The organism is Pseudomonas segetis (genome assembly GCF_900188155.1).
GTDB classification, from domain to species: Bacteria; Pseudomonadota; Gammaproteobacteria; order Pseudomonadales; family Pseudomonadaceae; genus Aquipseudomonas; species Aquipseudomonas segetis.
The window spans coordinates 116306-130387 of record NZ_FZOG01000002.1 but is presented as its reverse complement, the minus strand read 5'-3'; the positions used below and the strand labels follow the sequence as shown (position 1 = coordinate 130387).

The window sequence follows — 14082 nt, the reverse complement described above, 5'->3', positions numbered from 1 at the left end:
TGCATCGCTTGTGGCGCCGCGCAAGACCGGGATTCTTCTGATAAACAAAGCCCACTGCGGCTGCAGTGGGCTTTGGGTTCGGACAGTGAGGCTTATTTAGCTTCGGTTTTTGTACCGTCCTGGTGCCATTCGTAAACCACGAAGCTGAAGTCCTTCAGATCGCCCTTCTCGTCGAAGGAAAGGTCGCCGGTTGGCGTCTTGAAGGTGTTGGCGCGCAGGGCAGCTGCCACTTTGTCGGTGTCAGTGCTGCCGGCTTTCTCGATACCACCAGCGATCACTTGTACCGCTGCGTAAGCAGGGAATACGAATGGGCCGCTTGGATCTTCGTTCTTGGCTTTGAAGGCTTCAACCAGTGCCTTGTTGGCTGGGTCCTGGTCGAACGACTTCGGCAGGGTAACCAGCAGGCCTTCGGAAGCAGGACCGGCGATTGCCGAAATCTCTTTGTTACCCACGCCTTCTGGGCCCATGAACTTGACTTTCAGGCCCTTCTCAGCCGATTGACGCAGCAGCAGACCCAGTTCTGGGTGGTAGCCACCGTAGTAAACAAAGTCGACACCGGCTTGCTTGAGCTTGGAGATCATCGACGAGAAGTCTTTGTCGCCAGCGTTGATGCCTTCGAAGATGCTGACCTTGACGCCTTTGGCTTCAAGCGTCTGCTTCACGGCAGTGGCAATGCCTTCGCCGTACTGCTGCTTGTCGTGGATAACGGCAACGTTCTTCGGCTTGATATGGTCAGCGATGAAGTTACCCGCAGTTGGGCCTTGCAGGCTGTCCAGACCGATGGTGCGGAAGATCAGCTGATAGCCGCGAGCGGTAATTTCAGGGCTGGTCGAGGCCGCGGTAATCATCAAGATGCCTTCGTCTTCGTAGATGTCCGAAGCAGGCTGAGTGGAGCTGGAGCACAGGTGACCGACAACAAACTTAACTTCATCGTTAACGATTTTGTTGGCTACGGCCACGGCTTGTTTTGGATCGCAAGCGTCGTCATAAACTACGCCTTCGAGCATTTCACCGTTTACACCACCCGCCTTGTTGATCTGCTCAATGGCCATTTTAGCGCCGATGAACTGCATTTCACCGTACTGGGCAACAGCACCAGTAACCGGACCCGCCAAACCGATTTTGATTGTGTCTGCAGCCATCGAGTAGCTTGCAACGCCGGCCATTGCCATGGCGGCTAACAGTTTGGACATCTGCTTAGTTGCCTTTTTCATAATGCTCCACTCTTGTGTTTTTAGTTGTTGTAGTTCTTGCGGCCAAAGCTGCAGAACCGAGTTCTATTCCTCGGCCATACCCCTAGCAACTGTACCGGTACAGTGTAGAGCGCGGATTTGCGCCTTGAAAAGCCGGAAGCAGGGGACAATAACCGAAGGTGTCGCTTAAATATAAGAAATGTATAGAAAAACGGCGTGCCTTGGGTTCATTTTATGACGTCAGGCGAACTTGCCTGCCAGCATGCCGACGTTATCATGATGGCAATCAAAAATCGGCTAAAAAATAGGCACAACCATGACAGAGCAACCAAGCACCCTTTATGCCAAACTCCTTGGGCAAACAGCCGCCATTACCTGGCAAGAGTTGCAACCCTATTTTGCCAGGGGCGCGTTGTTGTGGATTGAGCCGACACAGGATTTAATTGAGGTCGCCCAGGCCGTGGCCGAGAACGACACCGACAAAGTCTCGGGCTGGTTGTCGAGCGGGCTTGTCACTAAAATGACCGACCAGCAAGCTCAAGGCGTGCTGAGCCGTGATCCGCAGTTGTGGGCCGTGGTCGTGGCACCCTGGGTGCTAGTGCAAGAGCGCATGGATGCACCAAATAAGCGCTGAACGCTCAGATCGTCTCAGTGGTCGTACCCATTTAGATGCGTGATTAATTTTTACATGGAGTAGCACAATGTTTGAGCCAGGACACGTACATCGCACCAAGCAACGCGCTTCGAGTGATATACCTGAATTCAGTGTCGATATTTATTACGACGTGCACCGTGATGAGAACTTCAAGCCGATACTGTGCATGCGCATGGCCGGTAACGTTAACGGCTCTATGTTCGAAGAGTCCTTTGAGCTGTCGCGCGAAGAGGCATTCAATTTCGCCAGCGTGATTGGCCGCATTGGTAAAAAATACGGGGTGCCTGGCAGCGATGGCCTGATTGCACGCAACCACAAAGATTACGACCGGATGTATGCCGACATCAAGGCCAAGCTCGGCGTGCCTGTTGAGGTGCTCGAGCCCGAGGTAATCGAGGAAGCGGTGCCACCGGTTTCCAAATATACCGAGGGTCACCTGCACCGGGCCAACAAGGTCGCCAGCAATGGTTGCCCGGTTTATTCACTGGACATGTACTACGACGTTCGCCAGGACCCGGTTGAAGGACCGATGCTTTCGGTGCGCCTTGTCGGTAACTGCAATGGCAAGGACTTCGAGGAGAAGTTCGAACTACACCGCGACACCGCCTATAACTTCAGCAGTGTGGCAACCCGCGTCGTGGCCAAGCATGGCATTCCGGTGAACAACGGCATCATCATGCGTCGTCACAAGGAGTACGACTTGATGTTTGCCGATATCCGCGAAAAGCTGCAGCTACGCAGCGGCGAAGCGGTTGATCTGCAGCACTTGGCCAAAGACGGCCTGTAAGCACATGCGTTGGCGCTGGGTTACTGGCTGACCCAGCGTTGGCGTGCCCAGGCGCTTAATGCATCGACCGCCAGCACCAGCACCAGCATCGCCAGGATTACCGATGCAGCCTGTGCTTCCTGGAACAGGCTGAGGTGGAAGTAGAGCATTTGTCCCAGGCCCCCTGCGCCAACAAAACCCAGCACGCTGGCCATGCGAATATTGTTTTCCCAGCGGTACAGTGTGTAGGCGATCAGTTGTGGCCAAACTTCCGGCAGCGTGCCGTAGCAAAAGGCGACAGCGCGTCCACCACCGGCTAGGCGAATTGCCTGTGCGGGTTCGTCACTGACGTTTTCCAAGGCTTCGGCAAACAGCCGGCCGAGCACGCCTGCAGTATGCAGTGCAAGGGCCAGCGTGCCGGCATTGGGCCCCAGTCCGGCAGCCAGCACGACCAGCGCTGCCCAGACCAGTTCAGGAATCGCACGTAACGCATTGAGCAGCAGGCGGCTGAGGCTCATGGCAAACAGGCCAAACCGTCCGGCGGCCGGAAGTGCCAGCAGCATGCCGAGCAGCGCGGCCAGCAGGGTGCCAATGGACGACATGGCCAGGGTTTCCAGTGCACCTTTACCAATAGCGCGTAAGTGCGAGGCGTTAAAGTCAGGGCTGAAAAAGCCACTGGCGTAGCTGCCCATCTGGCTCAAGCCATCACCGGCAAACAGGGTCGTCAGGTCGATATTCAGGTAGCTGAAGGATGCGAATACCGAAGCCAGCAGCAATGCCACCAGGCTGTAGTTGAGCAGATACTTCATTGCAGTCTCGCCCTCAGCAATCTGCTCAGTTGGTCAGCGAGCAGCACCAACAGCAGGAAGGTCAGGAGCATGCTGGCGACTTCACCGCCAGCGAACATGCGCAATGACAAATCGATTTGCTGGCCGAGTCCGCCTGCACCGACAAAACCCATGACCACCGATGCCCGCACCGCACACTCCCAGCGGTACACCGTATAGGACAGCATTTCGGCCGAGGCATTGGGCAGCACGCCATAAGCGAATGCCATCAGTCGTGGACTGCCCGCTACCAGCAGCGCGCGAGCGGGGCGAGGGTCAACCGACTCGAAAATTTCGGCGTAGACCTTACCCAGCATGCCGCTGTAGGTAATGGCGATGGCCAGCACGCCAGCCGTTGGCCCCAGGCCCACGGCGCGCACGAATAATAGCGCCCAGACGACTTCAGGCACGCTGCGCAGTACAATCAACAGCCCGCGTACTGGCCAGCGCAGGGCCAGTGACCACCAGGCAAGGCGGCCATTGCGATGCGCTGCCGAAAGTGACAATGCGCGGCTGGCCAGCAGCCCGCAAGGAATCGCCAGCAGCAGTGCCAGCGCCATGCCTGCAGTGGCGATTGCCAGTGTTTCAAGGGTGGCGCGCAGCAGTATGTGCAGAAACTCGGAGTCATGGGCGGGCGGCCAGAAGCCACTGAGAAAACTGCCCATGGTCTTGCTGTTTTCAGCGTCGAACAAGACTCCAAGGTCAAGCTCGCTCAGCTTTATCCCGGGCCACAGGATGATGATGGCGAGCAGGGCCAGTGCCAGGCGTGGCAGTGCAGCCGGGTCGCGTAGAGCAGGTTTCAGCATCGTGGAATTTGCACCACAAGCGGGGGCGGCGTGATTACTTCTGGCGTTGGCTGCAACTTTTCATTGGCATAGAGCGTATCCAGTTGCTCAGGACTAATCTGGTCGCTTGGCAGGTCAAACATAATGCGTCCCGCGCGTACCCCTATCACCCGAGGGAAATGCGCCATGGCCAGGTCGACCGCATGCAGGCTGGCCAGCAGTGTCACTCCACGGGCGGCAGCTTCGTTGTTCAACACGCTGAGTGTATGGCCGGCGAGTACCGGGTCCATGGCGGACACAGGCTCATCGGCGAGAATCAATTGCGGGCCTTGATACAAGACGCGGGCAATACCCGCGCGTTGCAGCTGACCACCGGATAATTGGTCGCAGCGCTCGAACAGCTTGTCTGCCAGGTCCAGGCGGGCCAGCGCGGCTTGGGCGCCGGTAATGTCCACTGGGTAAAACAGGTTGAGCAAGCTCTTGAGCAGTGACCACGCCCCGAGTTTCCCGGCGAGAATTGCCGTGACTACGCGCTGGCGCGGCGGTAATGGCGGTGCCTGGTGGATCAAGCCAATGCGTGCGCGCAAGCGTTGACGCTGGCTTGCACTGAGGGCCCAGGGCTGTTGTTCAAGCAGGCTGATCGAGCCGGTACTTGGCTGCAAGCTGGTTGCAAGCAAGCGCAGTAGCGTGGTTTTGCCTGCGCCTGAAGGGCCGATAATGGCGATGCGCTCAGCTGCGTTGATCGTCAGATCAATATCACTGAGCGCAACCTGTCCATTGGCGTGGGTCAGACCCACGCCTTGTAGCGTTACAGTCACTTCAACAGGCCAGCTGCGCGTGCTGCTTGCTCGATGCCTTCGTAGTTTTCAGGCTTGGTTTCGATAAAGCGACTCGCCGCCTGCAGGTCAAGAATGGCTTTCTGCTCCGGTACTGCCGGGTCGAGCGCCAGGAACGCCGCCTTGATCTTGGCTTGCAGCGCCGGGTCAAGGGTGCCGCGCACGGTCCAGTTGTAATCGTAGTAGGTTGGCGTGGTGGCGATCACCTTGACTTTGTTGGTGTCGACCTTGCCGCTGGCAACCAGTTTTTCCCAGACCGATGCATTGAGTACACCGCCGTCTGCCTTACCCGCCTGGACCCAGGCTGCGGTCGCGTCGTGGGCACCGGAGTAGGCAACCCGGCTGAAGAACTCTTCAGGCTTGATGCCGTCTTGGAGCATGAAATAGCGTGGCATCAGGCTGCCGGATGTCGACGACACTGAACCGAAGGCAAAGGTCTTGCCCTTGAGGTCCTTGACCGACTTGACGTCCGGATCGGCGCTGATGAACTTGCTGGTGAACTGGGCGTCCTGCTCGCGCTGGACCAGTGGCACGGCATTACCGGTTTTCAGTCGGGTCTGGACGAAGGTAAAGCCACCCAGCCAAGCCATGTCGAGACGATCAGAGGCCAGTGACTCGACCACTGCGGCATAGTCGGCAACGGGAACAAACTGAACCTTCATGCCCAGTTGCTGTTCAAGGTATTCACCCAGCGGCTTGAACTTGCGTAGCAGCTCCGTCGGGGCCTCGTCAGGAATAGCAGAAACTCGCAGGACATCGGCTGCATGGCTGCAAACGGCGGAAACAGACAGCGCAATGCCTGCGGCGAGCGCAAGGGTACGTTTAAACATGGCGGGTTCTCCGGTTAAATAGCGGGGAAAGCGAGCTAATTATAAGGGCAAGTCTTGGTAAATGTGGACGTGAAGCATAACGTGCTTGCCTGCGGGACACGTATAAATGTTTTATGTGCGGGGCAACCATCGGGTTTGACTGACGCTGCTGGGATCAGCTAGCTGGCAGCGCCCACACGGCGAACTCATTGCCGCTGGGTTCGATAAAGTGGAAACGGCGTCCGCCGGGAAAACTGTAGATCGCCTTGTTTATTGTGCCTCCGGCAGCGCTGACCTTGGCCTGCGTGTCTTCAAGGTCGTCACTGAACAGGACGATCAGCGCACTGCCGTTGGCGCAGGTCGAGCATTGGTCCGAGGCGAAGAATCCACCGTCCAGCCCCTGATCGGAAAACGCCACATAGTCGGGGCCATAATCGATAAATGTCTAGCCAAAGGCTGCGCTGAAAAATGCCTTGGTAGCGTTCAGGTCCCTGGCTGGGAATTCGACGTAGTTGATCTTCTCATGGGCGGGCATTGGCGGCTCCTGTGTCGATGTGATTGGGCTCAAGCTAGTCTCGCGTTTCAGAGTAGACCAGCTACCCAGGGTATTTTTCTTCAATCCTTGCGATTGCATGCTGTTTAGCCTTGCGCTTCCTGAATACAGTTGCGTGAGGGTTGGGTATGAGTGTTTGGTTGTCGATGGCGGCGTTTGCCCTGGCCAGTTCAATTTCACCGGGGCCGGTCAATATCATCGCCCTGAGTAGCGCAGTGCAGTTTGGCCTGCGTGCCAGCCTGCGGCATGTAACCGGTGCAACGCTGGGCTTCACCTTGTTGTTGGTATTGACGGGATTGGGTTTGCACAAGGTCTTGCAACTGTGGCCGTTTCTGACCGAGCTGATCAAGCTGGCTGGCGTGGCATTTTTGTTGTTCATGGCCTTCAAGCTGGCAACCGATAGCGGTCAACTGGACACAGCTGCAAGGGGGCGGGCGCCGTCGTTTCTCTATGGAGCAACGCTGCAGTGGCTCAACCCCAAGGCCTGGATGGCCTGCGTTGCTGGCATGGGCGCGTTCGTGGCTGATGGCGACGTGCAGCAGATTGCCGCGTTTTCAACGATTTACTTTATCGTCTGCTACCTGTCGATTGCCTGCTGGGCAGTGGCTGGGACCTTCTTGCAGCAGTACCTGAATTCACCAACTGCCATGCGTGTGTTCAACCGCTCTATGGCGGCGCTGCTGGTGCTGTGTTGCGGCTATTTGCTACTGGCTTGATCAGCCCCGGTATTGCCCGGGCGTGGCGGCCATGAACTGTTTGAAGGTGCGTTGCAGGTGCGCCTGGTCGGCAAAGCCTGCTGCCAGCGCCGCATCGACGATCAACTCGCCGCGCTTGAGCAGGCGTTGCGCAAGTTGCACGCGCTGGTTGGTCAGGTAGGTGTGTGGTGTCATGCCGAAGTGCTGGCGAAAAGCACGAATCATGTACGAGCGGGAGAGGCCGGCTGCGTCGCTGATCTGTTGCAGGCTCAGCGGCTGCGCGCAGTTTTCACGGATAAACGCCGCAGCCAGTTCAAGCTTGGCATGGGCTTGTTCGGGTTCGCTTGCTGCGTCAATCGATGGCGCGAGCGTGCGATCCATCAGGGTGAAGAACGCCAGCGCCGATGCCTGCTTCTGCTTTGGCGCGAGCGAGGTGTCGAGCAGCTTGTCGTAGAACTGATTGAAGGCCTCGAAGAGCGTCGGGGAAAGGCTCAGTATCGGCTGGTAGGCCTGGAATTGCTCAATTGAAAGCCGCCGCACAGAGGCTTGTACCCGAGCCAGCCATTGGTAGTCGACATAGAGCATTCGATAGGACCAGGGTTGCTCGTCAATCGGGTTGCAGGCATGCACCGCCTGCGGATTCATCAGCACAGTGGTGCCTTGGCTGATAGCCTGGCGTTGAGCGCCGTTGATGTAGGTGCAGGCTCCGGCGGTAATCACCCCAATGGAAAAGTGGGCGTGGGCATGCAGCGCATAACAGACCTTGCGCCCATCAATAATCGAGCGTGCCTCAATGGCTGGCAATGCCGGGTCACGGCAGAATTGCGGCACGCTATCGGTCATGACCTTTACTCTGTAATCGCAGCGACTACGGATATTTCAACCAGCAGTTCAGGGCTGGCCATGCTCGCTTGCACGCATGCGCGGGCCGGTGCAAAGCCACTGGGTACCCAGTTATCCCACACGCTGTTCATGGCCGCGAAGTGGCTCATGTCCTTGATGTAAATGGTTGCAGAGAGAATCTGCTCGCGGCTGCTGTTGACCGACTCAAGCAGTGCATCAACCTTGGCCAGCATGGTCCGGGTTTGATCTTCGATACCCGCTGTGCGGTCTTCGGCAACCTGGCCGCACAGGTAGGCGGTATTGTTATGAACGACAACGCGGCTCATGCGTGCGGAGGTTTCTAAGCGAGTGATGCTCATGGAAGTCCCTTGGTCTTGTGGCAGTGAATTGGGCACAGTCGCATTGTGCTGCAGCCTACTATGCTCGAAAGCCCATAGTCTAATCAGCTAGCGACTGAATGACGACCATGCTTTGGGTTTAAGATAGCCGCATAACCTTTGTCGAGACTGGAGTTGATGATGCCTGCTGGTTTACCCGCTTTAGCTTTTGCTGGAATTGGTCTGATGGGCCTGCCGATGACGCGTCGCCTGTTGGCGGCAGGTTATCCGTTGGCGGTTTGGAATCGCTCGCCTGAGAAGTGCCAGCCGCTGATTGAGCAGGGCGCGGCTTCGGTGGATCAACCGGCACAACTCTGTGCCAAGGCTGACATCATCATGTTGTGCCTGGCCAATACCGATGTGGTACGTGAAGTCGTGTTCGGCCCCGGCGGCGTGGCCGAGACAGCAAGGGCGGGCCAACTGTTGGTCGATTTTTCCAGTCTTGACCCCGCACAAACCCGGGACATGGCCGCCGAGCTTGAGAGCCGTACCGGCATGCGCTGGATCGATGCGCCGGTCTCTGGCGGTACCGCTGGCGCGGAGGCGGGGTCATTGGCAATCATGGCGGGCGGCAGCCATGCAGACATCGAACGAATCCGGCCCGTGCTGGCCCATCTTGGCCAGCGCCTCACGCGCATGGGCGATGTGGGCGCGGGGCAGGTGACCAAGGTCTGCAACCAGATGATCGTTGCCTGCAATGCCTTGGTCATTGCCGAGGTCATGGCCCTGGCTGAAAAGTCAGGGGTCGATGCAAGCCTGATCGCGCCAGCCCTGGCCGGCGGTTTTGCCGATTCGAAACCCTTGCAGATTCTTGCGCCGCAAATGGCGGCGAGTGAGTTTGAACCCATCAAGTGGCACGTACGCACCTTGCTCAAGGATCTGGATACCGCCGTTCGAGTCGCCCAGCAGACAGGCTCGGCAACGCCCGTAACTGGCTTGGCCGCTCAGCTGATGCGCTTGCATGGCAGCCAAGGCTATCTGGAAAAAGACCCCGCCACTCTGGTTCAGCAATACCGTGAGCAAAAACTATGAAAATCTGCGCCAACTTATCACTGCTATTTACCGAACTGCCTCTGGTTGATCGAATAGTCGCTGCCAGTGCAGCGGGTTTTGACGGGGTTGAGATCCAGTTTCCCTATGAGGTTCCCGCTATTCGCTTGAAGGAGGCGCTTGAAGCCGCAGGCATGCCGTTGCGCGTGATCAACCTGCCAGCCGCAGACCTGATGACTGGCGGAGATGGCTTGGCGGCGGTACCGGCGCGCCAGGCCGAGTTTGATCAAGCGCTGGAGACTGCTTTGAGCTATGCGGCGATGTTACGCCCGGCCATGGTCAACGTACTGCCAGGAAGGCTGGCAGATGGGGTTGAGCGCGAACAAGCCTTGCAAACACTGGCAGCAAACTTGCGCAAGACTGCAGACGCCTTCGCCTTGCTGGGTATTGCGGTGGTGTGCGAGGCGGTCAATACAACGGATATGCCCGGTTTTTTAATCAATACAAGCGAGCATCTGCATGCCCTGCTGGAGAGGGTCGATCACGCCAACTGCAGCGCCCAGTACGATATCTATCACATGGCCATGCAGGACGATGACATCAGTTCTGGTGTCCAGCGGCTCAAAGGCCGTATCGGTCATGTGCAATTTGCCGACTGTCCTGGTCGTGGCGCTCCAGGCAGCGGCAACCTGGACTTTATGGCCGCGTTCAAAAGCCTCAACGCCTCTGGTTATGAGGGCTGGATGGGGGCCGAGTACAAACCTGGCGCCCAGGGCACCCAGGCCAGTCTGAGCTGGCTAAGTCAATGGCGCACGCAGCTGGATCAGGCCTGAGCTGCGTGTTCAGGCGCTTGCCTATAGGTGATGTGCAAGACTGCTTTCTACCTTGAAGTCTGCGAGGAAGGTCAGTAGTTGCTGCATGGGAATGGGGCGGCTGAGCAGGTAGCCCTGAATGCTGTCGCATTTCAATTTAGCGAGCAGGTCCAATTGCTCGGGGGTTTCCACGCCCTCGGCCACCACTTTGAGTCGCAGTGAATGAGCCATGGCGATTATGGCTTGGACAATTTCCATGTCTTCATTGGCACCGGGAATGTCCTGGATGAAAGAGCGATCGATTTTCAAGGTGTCGATGGGTAAGCGTTTCAGGTAAGCCAGTGACGAATAGCCAGTACCAAAGTCGTCAATAGATAAACTGACGCCTTGGGCGCGCAGCTCTTGAAGTAGATCGATGGCTTGGCCGATATTTCCCATCAGGGCGTTTTCGGTGACCTCCAGTTCGAGTCGTTGCGCAGGAACCGAGAAGTGCAACAGCGCCTCGCTGACTTCCGTGGCCAACTCCTTGCGACCCAGGTTGAGCGCAGAGCAATTGACGGCGATCTTGATATGCTCGTGACCCTCGTCGGCCAATCGTGAGAGATCACAGCAAGCACGGCGCAGTACCCAGTTATCCAGCTCAGCGATAAAGCCGTTGGCTTCAGCGATACCAATAAACCGGTCAGGGCTTAGCAGCCCCCGCTGAGGGTGCTGCCAGCGCACGAGCGCCTCAAGCTTGCTGAGCTTCCCGCTGTGCAAATTGAGTATTGGCTGATAGAAGAGTTGCAGGCCTTGATCGCTGCGCAAGGCGGTGTGCAGTTCTTCTTCGAGCAGCAATTCAACACTGGCCTTGGCCTTTAGCTGCGAGCTAAACACATGCATCTGATTGCGTCCGCTGCCCTTGGCTTGGTACAGCGCCAGTTCGGCATGCTTGAGCAGTTCATCCGGGCTGTTGCCATCCTCGGGAAACATGCAGATGCCGATGCTGGTGGTCATCGTCATGCAGCGGCCATTGATCACTATGGGTTCTTTCATTGCCAGTAAAACGCGCCCGGCCAACACCCGTGCTTCATCCTTGGATTTGAGGCTGGCAAGCACACAGAACTCATCGCCTCCCAGGCGTGAGAGTACGTCGTCGTTGCGCAAGGCTGAGCTCACGCGCTCGGCTATTACTTTGAGCATGCTGTCGCCGATAGCATGGCCCAGGCTGTCGTTGATCCGCTTGAAATGGTCGATATCGATAACCAGTACGCCCAGTGGTGTATTGGTTTGTTGGTGCTTGAGCAGCTTCTCGGTGAATGCGAGGTTCAGGCCCCGGCGGTTCAAGTGCTGGGTTAAAACATCATAGTTGGCTGCTTGCTGGAGCGATGTGCGGGCGTGGTCCAGTTGGTTGAGCAGGCTATTGACCCGATGCACATTAGACTGGTTGACGACCTGGTACTTGTCTCGCGCTGCGGCAATCAGGCTCGCGGCAAATCCAAGCAATGCCAGGCACGAGACAATCAGGGCCATGTGCGACTCAGCCCCCGGCACGTCTGTTGAAGCAGTGCTTGCGAGGTCGGCGACCACAGCTTCCACACCGAAGCTGTGCGTGAACTCAATGGCCAGTGCAAGCGCTGCGCTGGCGGTAATCCGGCTCAACCGTGACATCGCCGGGGATTGTGCATGCTGGTGGTCGTAGCTATACAGGGCGGCATAGCTGAATGCGCAAGCGAAGGCGAGCGCGGCCATGATCAGCAGGGGCGAGTAAAACAGGGCGATCACCTGGGGACTTTGGGTGATCGCAAACAGATGCAGCACTGTGCTGCTCAAACTGATAAGCAAGGCGCTAGTGAAAAGTCGTGCCGGTTTGGCGTGCCCCTTGGAGATGCTCAGCATGACCACAAAGGCCGAAGCCGTTGCGACACACAGGGAACTGAAGTTTGCCGGCGCAGCTACGGCAGACTGCGCATATTCTTCAGCGGGTAACTGATTGATAAAGTGCAGTACCCAGGAGCCACTGCCCAGGCAGAGCGCACCGACTATCCGCCACAACCAGCGGCTCAGTGGCTGTTGCGCCTGGCTGATGCGCTCAATCACTTCAAGAACGGTGTAACAGGCAATACAGGCCAGTAGAAAAGCCAGGAGCATCATGCCCAGGCTTTGATGACTGGTTTCCAGCAGATGACCATCTGATGGCATGTGCTGGATAAATCGCAGATCAAACCAATCCATGATTATTTCTCCAGTAGCAACCGAATGCCATTCGTCTCAGGGCTGGCAAAGTGACATTGGCTCATGCAAGTGTAGCCATTGAGGGTCAATGCGCGAAAAAGTTGTTGAAGAAACAACGACCGGGCCTGGAACGCTGCATAAACACAGGTTTAAGCCGGTCGAACTTCGCGTTCTGGCTGGATGGGAATGTTTGGCTCAGCAGGCGTCACTGTCCTTATGTACGGATGCCATGGATAGGGTTGGGTTAGGGCCGTGGATTCAGCATGCGAATAGTCACAGACACAGGCCGCCATAGGCTCTAGCGTGCTTGCAACATCAATAGTTGGAACGCTGTCTGAGGTTTCAGCAAAACAACAAGAATAATAGGAAACTTCGCATGCAACCCACCCAGCAGGCAGCCAATGCGTGGCGCGTTTTGTTTTTGCTGTTTCTGGCCAACATGTTCAATTTTTTCGATCGCACCATTCCGGCGATCATTATCGAGCCTCTGCGCAAAGAATGGAGCCTGAGCGATCTGCAGCTGGGGCTGGTGGGCACGGCATTTACCATTGTCTACGCCATTGCAGGCGTGCCGCTTGGGCGCATGGCGGATACTGGCGCACGGCGCAAAATCATGGGCTGGGGCCTGGCGGCCTGGAGCGGCTTGACCGCGGTCAATGGCCTGGCGTGGAATTTCTGGAGTTTCTTGCTGATTCGCATGGGCATCGGCATTGGTGAAGCCAGCTATGCACCTGCCGCAAATTCACTGATTGGCGATCTGTTCCCGGCGCACAAACGTGCCAGGGCGATGGGTATTTTCATGCTCGGTTTGCCGATTGGCTTGTTGCTGGCGTTTTTTACCATCGGCAGCATGGTGCGTATCTTTGACAGCTGGCGAGCGCCATTTTTTATCGCGGCGGTGCCAGGCTTGCTTCTGGCGCTGATGATGTTCTTTATCAAGGAACCCGCGCGTGGCGCATCCGAGCGCGTTGCCGTGGCAAACACCAAGGTTGAAAAGCCGCTGCGCAAGGTGCTGGCGATTCGCACATTCTGGTGGCTGGTGCTGGCCGGTTTGGCGTTCAACTTTGCAACCTATGCTTGCAACTCATTCATGGTGCCGATGCTGCAGCGCTACTTCTTGCTACCCCTGGAGCAAGCGGCCGTGGCCACTGGCGTGATCGTGGGCTTGACCGGCCTTGTCGGCTTGACCCTGGGTGGCTGGGTCGCGGACAAGATTCACCAGCGTTCAGAGACCGGGCGCCTGTTATTTGCGGCGTTGAGCATGCTGATTGCAACGCTGGCAACCGGCTACGCCCTGTTCTCCGGACGTATCGATGTCGCCGTATTTGTCGGCGTGTTCAGCCTCGGCTGGCTGTTCTCCTACAACTTCTACACCTGTGTGTACACGGCGATTCAAGATGTCGTAGAACCCCGCTTGCGGGCCACGGCCGTGGCGTTGTTTTTTGCCGGTCTTTACTTGCTGGGCGGTGGTCTCGGGCCATTGGCGGTTGGTTTGCTGTCTGATCACTTTGCCCAGGCGGCGATGCTGGCGGCAGGTGCCAGCGAGATGAACGAGGCGTTCAAGGCAGTTGGTTTGCATGATGCGATGTATCTGATACCAGTGGCGTTGTTCCTGACCATGCTGGCGTTGGTCCAGGCTTCGCGCTGCTTTGCTGCGGATGCGCAGCGCATGCAGCACAAAATGTCCGCCGAGGTGCCGCTGGATGCTGGCGTGGCCTTGGGCTGAG

General features: G+C 57.3%; 16 protein-coding genes. 6 read left to right on the top strand and 10 right to left on the bottom strand.

The genetic code is table 11. From position 1 onward, the window contains the following. Positions 1-92: 92 nt before the first annotated feature. On the bottom strand, positions 93-1214 hold the full coding sequence (locus CHB79_RS06345; RefSeq protein WP_089359293.1) for a branched-chain amino acid ABC transporter substrate-binding protein: 1122 nt from the start codon (positions 1212-1214) through the stop codon (positions 93-95). A gap of 295 nt (positions 1215-1509) precedes the next feature. Between CHB79_RS06345 and CHB79_RS06340 the strand changes: the two genes are divergently transcribed. Both CHB79_RS06340 and CHB79_RS22320 read left to right on the top strand, forming a co-directional pair. Beyond that, the gene (locus CHB79_RS06340; protein WP_010490481.1) at positions 1510-1827 is read left to right on the top strand and encodes a DUF2288 domain-containing protein; all 318 of its coding nucleotides are present in this window, start codon (positions 1510-1512) and stop codon (positions 1825-1827) included. A gap of 67 nt (positions 1828-1894) precedes the next feature. Next, the gene (locus CHB79_RS22320) at positions 1895-2635 is read left to right on the top strand and encodes a DUF5064 family protein (RefSeq protein ID WP_010490483.1); all 741 of its coding nucleotides are present in this window, start codon (positions 1895-1897) and stop codon (positions 2633-2635) included. Positions 2636-2655: 20 nt separating this feature from the next. Here CHB79_RS22320 and phnE read toward each other — a convergent pair whose 3' ends face one another. The 6 genes from phnE to CHB79_RS22385 all read right to left on the bottom strand — a co-directional run bounded on the left by phnE (position 2656) and on the right by CHB79_RS22385 (position 6406). After that, entirely contained in the window at positions 2656-3423 is a 768-nt protein-coding gene (phnE, locus tag CHB79_RS06330; protein ID WP_010490485.1) for a phosphonate ABC transporter, permease protein PhnE, read from the bottom strand. Further along, positions 3420-4247: a PhnE/PtxC family ABC transporter permease gene (locus CHB79_RS06325; protein ID WP_089359292.1), complete on the bottom strand. Its 828-nt coding sequence runs from the start codon at positions 4245-4247 to the stop codon at positions 3420-3422. The genes phnE and CHB79_RS06325 overlap by 4 nt, the downstream gene beginning before the upstream one ends. Then, a complete protein-coding gene (locus tag CHB79_RS06320; protein ID WP_089359291.1) occupies positions 4241-5044 on the bottom strand; it encodes a phosphonate ABC transporter ATP-binding protein in 804 nt (267 codons plus the stop codon). The genes CHB79_RS06325 and CHB79_RS06320 overlap by 7 nt, the downstream gene beginning before the upstream one ends. Then, a complete protein-coding gene (locus tag CHB79_RS06315; RefSeq protein ID WP_010490489.1) occupies positions 5041-5892 on the bottom strand; it encodes a putative selenate ABC transporter substrate-binding protein in 852 nt (283 codons plus the stop codon). The genes CHB79_RS06320 and CHB79_RS06315 overlap by 4 nt, the downstream gene beginning before the upstream one ends. A 154-nt stretch (positions 5893-6046) precedes the next feature. After that, positions 6047-6289, bottom strand: coding sequence for a VOC family protein (locus tag CHB79_RS06310; protein WP_245851378.1), 243 nt, complete (start codon positions 6287-6289; stop codon positions 6047-6049). 27 nt (positions 6290-6316) lie between these two features. Next, positions 6317-6406 carry a VOC family protein gene (locus tag CHB79_RS22385; protein ID WP_425439580.1) on the bottom strand — a complete coding sequence of 30 codons (90 nt, stop codon included), beginning with the start codon at positions 6404-6406 and terminating at the stop codon, positions 6317-6319. A gap of 146 nt (positions 6407-6552) precedes the next feature. Here CHB79_RS22385 and CHB79_RS06305 point away from each other — a divergent pair, with 146 nt between their 5' ends. Beyond that, the gene (locus CHB79_RS06305; protein ID WP_010490493.1) at positions 6553-7140 is read left to right on the top strand and encodes a LysE family translocator; all 588 of its coding nucleotides are present in this window, start codon (positions 6553-6555) and stop codon (positions 7138-7140) included. Here CHB79_RS06305 and CHB79_RS06300 read toward each other — a convergent pair whose 3' ends face one another. Beyond that, positions 7141-7962 carry an AraC family transcriptional regulator gene (locus CHB79_RS06300; RefSeq protein ID WP_089359290.1) on the bottom strand — a complete coding sequence of 274 codons (822 nt, stop codon included), beginning with the start codon at positions 7960-7962 and terminating at the stop codon, positions 7141-7143. It abuts the gene before it with no gap. A 5-nt stretch (positions 7963-7967) separates the two neighbouring features. Further along, positions 7968-8321: a RidA family protein gene (locus CHB79_RS06295; RefSeq protein WP_010490497.1), complete on the bottom strand. Its 354-nt coding sequence runs from the start codon at positions 8319-8321 to the stop codon at positions 7968-7970. Between the two features lie 159 nt (positions 8322-8480). On the opposite strand from CHB79_RS06295, the gene CHB79_RS06290 reads away from it, so the two are divergent. Together CHB79_RS06290 and CHB79_RS06285 are read left to right on the top strand one after the other, a co-directional pair. Continuing rightward, positions 8481-9371 carry an NAD(P)-dependent oxidoreductase gene (locus CHB79_RS06290; protein WP_089359289.1) on the top strand — a complete coding sequence of 297 codons (891 nt, stop codon included), beginning with the start codon at positions 8481-8483 and terminating at the stop codon, positions 9369-9371. Beyond that, complete coding sequence (locus CHB79_RS06285) at positions 9368-10162, top strand: hydroxypyruvate isomerase family protein (RefSeq protein ID WP_089359288.1); 795 nt, start codon at positions 9368-9370, stop codon at positions 10160-10162. The genes CHB79_RS06290 and CHB79_RS06285 overlap by 4 nt, the downstream gene beginning before the upstream one ends. Before the next feature lie 21 nt (positions 10163-10183). Here CHB79_RS06285 and CHB79_RS06280 read toward each other — a convergent pair whose 3' ends face one another. Next, positions 10184-12355: a putative bifunctional diguanylate cyclase/phosphodiesterase gene (locus CHB79_RS06280; RefSeq protein WP_089359287.1), complete on the bottom strand. Its 2172-nt coding sequence runs from the start codon at positions 12353-12355 to the stop codon at positions 10184-10186. Positions 12356-12731: 376 nt separating this feature from the next. Here CHB79_RS06280 and CHB79_RS06275 point away from each other — a divergent pair, with 376 nt between their 5' ends. Continuing rightward, entirely contained in the window at positions 12732-14081 is a 1350-nt protein-coding gene (locus tag CHB79_RS06275; RefSeq protein ID WP_089359286.1) for a spinster family MFS transporter, read from the top strand. The last annotated feature ends 1 nt before the right edge of the window (position 14082 follow it).